This is a genomic window from Arthrobacter sp. H5 (assembly GCF_000520595.1).
Taxonomy (GTDB): domain Bacteria; phylum Actinomycetota; class Actinomycetes; order Actinomycetales; family Micrococcaceae; genus Arthrobacter_D.
On record NZ_KI914992.1, the window covers coordinates 19,240 to 20,626 of the forward strand.

At 60.3% G+C, this 1,387-nt stretch carries 2 protein-coding genes; both read left to right on the plus strand.

The genetic code is table 11. The annotated features are described in order from the left end of the window. Nucleotides 1-178: 178 nt before the first annotated feature. Nucleotides 179-802: a TetR/AcrR family transcriptional regulator gene (locus Y708_RS24150; protein WP_051478877.1), complete on the plus strand. Its 624-nt coding sequence runs from the start codon at nucleotides 179-181 to the stop codon at nucleotides 800-802. Beyond that, nucleotides 799-1,387 (plus strand): MFS transporter (locus Y708_RS28305; protein ID WP_035775928.1); only part of this gene is annotated, 589 nt, incomplete at its 3' end. The genes Y708_RS24150 and Y708_RS28305, both read left to right, overlap by 4 nt.

Sequence of the window (1,387 nt, forward strand, 5' to 3'; positions counted from 1 at the left end):
CGAAGGGTGGCGGCCGTCGTCGTCGTTCCCCGTTCCACATCGACTCTCCCCAAAGTGACGCTCTCAGCCACTAAAAGGTGCTGAAAAGGTCACTTTGGGGAGAGTCGATGCAGAGAAAGATTGCAGCCGCTGCAAGTTTGCACTTGTGAAAAATAACCGAAAATGCCAGACTAGTTCGGTGAGTCAACTAATTTCCCTCCGTGAGCGCAAACGTACCGAGACCTGGGTAGCGCTGCACGCAGCGGCCGCTGAGCTGACACTCGCTCATGGTCCTGAGAATGTCCCGGTCGAGGAAATTGCCGCGCGGGCCAACGTTTCCCAGCGGACGTTTTTCAACTACTTCAGCACCAAGGAAGATGCCATCCTTGGTCTACAGGAGCCGTTTATCGATGAGGTCTGGCTCGACGGTTTCAGCGTGGATCATGACCTGCTGGAACAGACATCCCGGCTGCTGATGGCGGTGGTCCACTCAACCGAGGGTGGGGAGCCATCCGCAAGCCGCCGCATCGAGGTGGTGCGCAATTATCCGCACCTGCGGCAGCGCCGCTTCTCCTATTTTCTCCGCGTGGAGCAGCTGGTGAAGGACGCGGTTGCCGAGCGCATCGCGGAGTCGCCGCGCTGGCAGTCGGCAGCCGGCCGGCACAGCGCCGACGAAACGGCGCGAATGGTGGTGCTGGTGGCGGGGGCGCCCATGCGCTACGCCTTCCAGGAATCGATCAACGAGCCCACCATCGACAACCAGTACCTCGCTCTTGAAGGTGCAACCGCACTGCTCAGAGAGGTCCTTGAGGAAATCCGATGACCAACACCGCTACACGCACCACAACACCAGTTCAACGCAAGGAATCCGGGCTGCTCCTGCTCTTTGTGGGACTCATGCTCTCAATGCTCCTGGCAGCGCTCAACCAGATGATTCTCAGCACGGCGCTGCCAACCATCGTGGGTGAGCTCAATGGTGTGGACCAGATGCTCTGGGTGATTACCGCCTATATCCTCGCAGCCACGATCGTGATGCCGATTTACGGCAAGCTCGGCGACCTGATGGGCCGCAAGAGCCTCCTTCTCATTGCGATTGGCATCTTCATGGCCGGTTCGATTGTGGGCGGGCTGGCCCCCAACATGGAGTGGCTCATTGGGGGCCGTGCGCTGCAGGGCCTCGGCGGTGGCGGGCTGATGATCCTCTCCCAGGCCATCATCGCCGATGTTGTACCTGCCAGGGAACGCGGAAAGTACATGGGAGTGATGGGCGGCGTTTTTGCTTTCGCCTCCGTTGCCGGACCGCTGCTGGGTGGATGGTTCACCGAGGGGCCGGGCTGGCGGTGGATGTTCTGGATCAACATGCCGTTGGGCGTGCTCGCCATGCTGGTGGTGTTGTTCTTCCTGCACC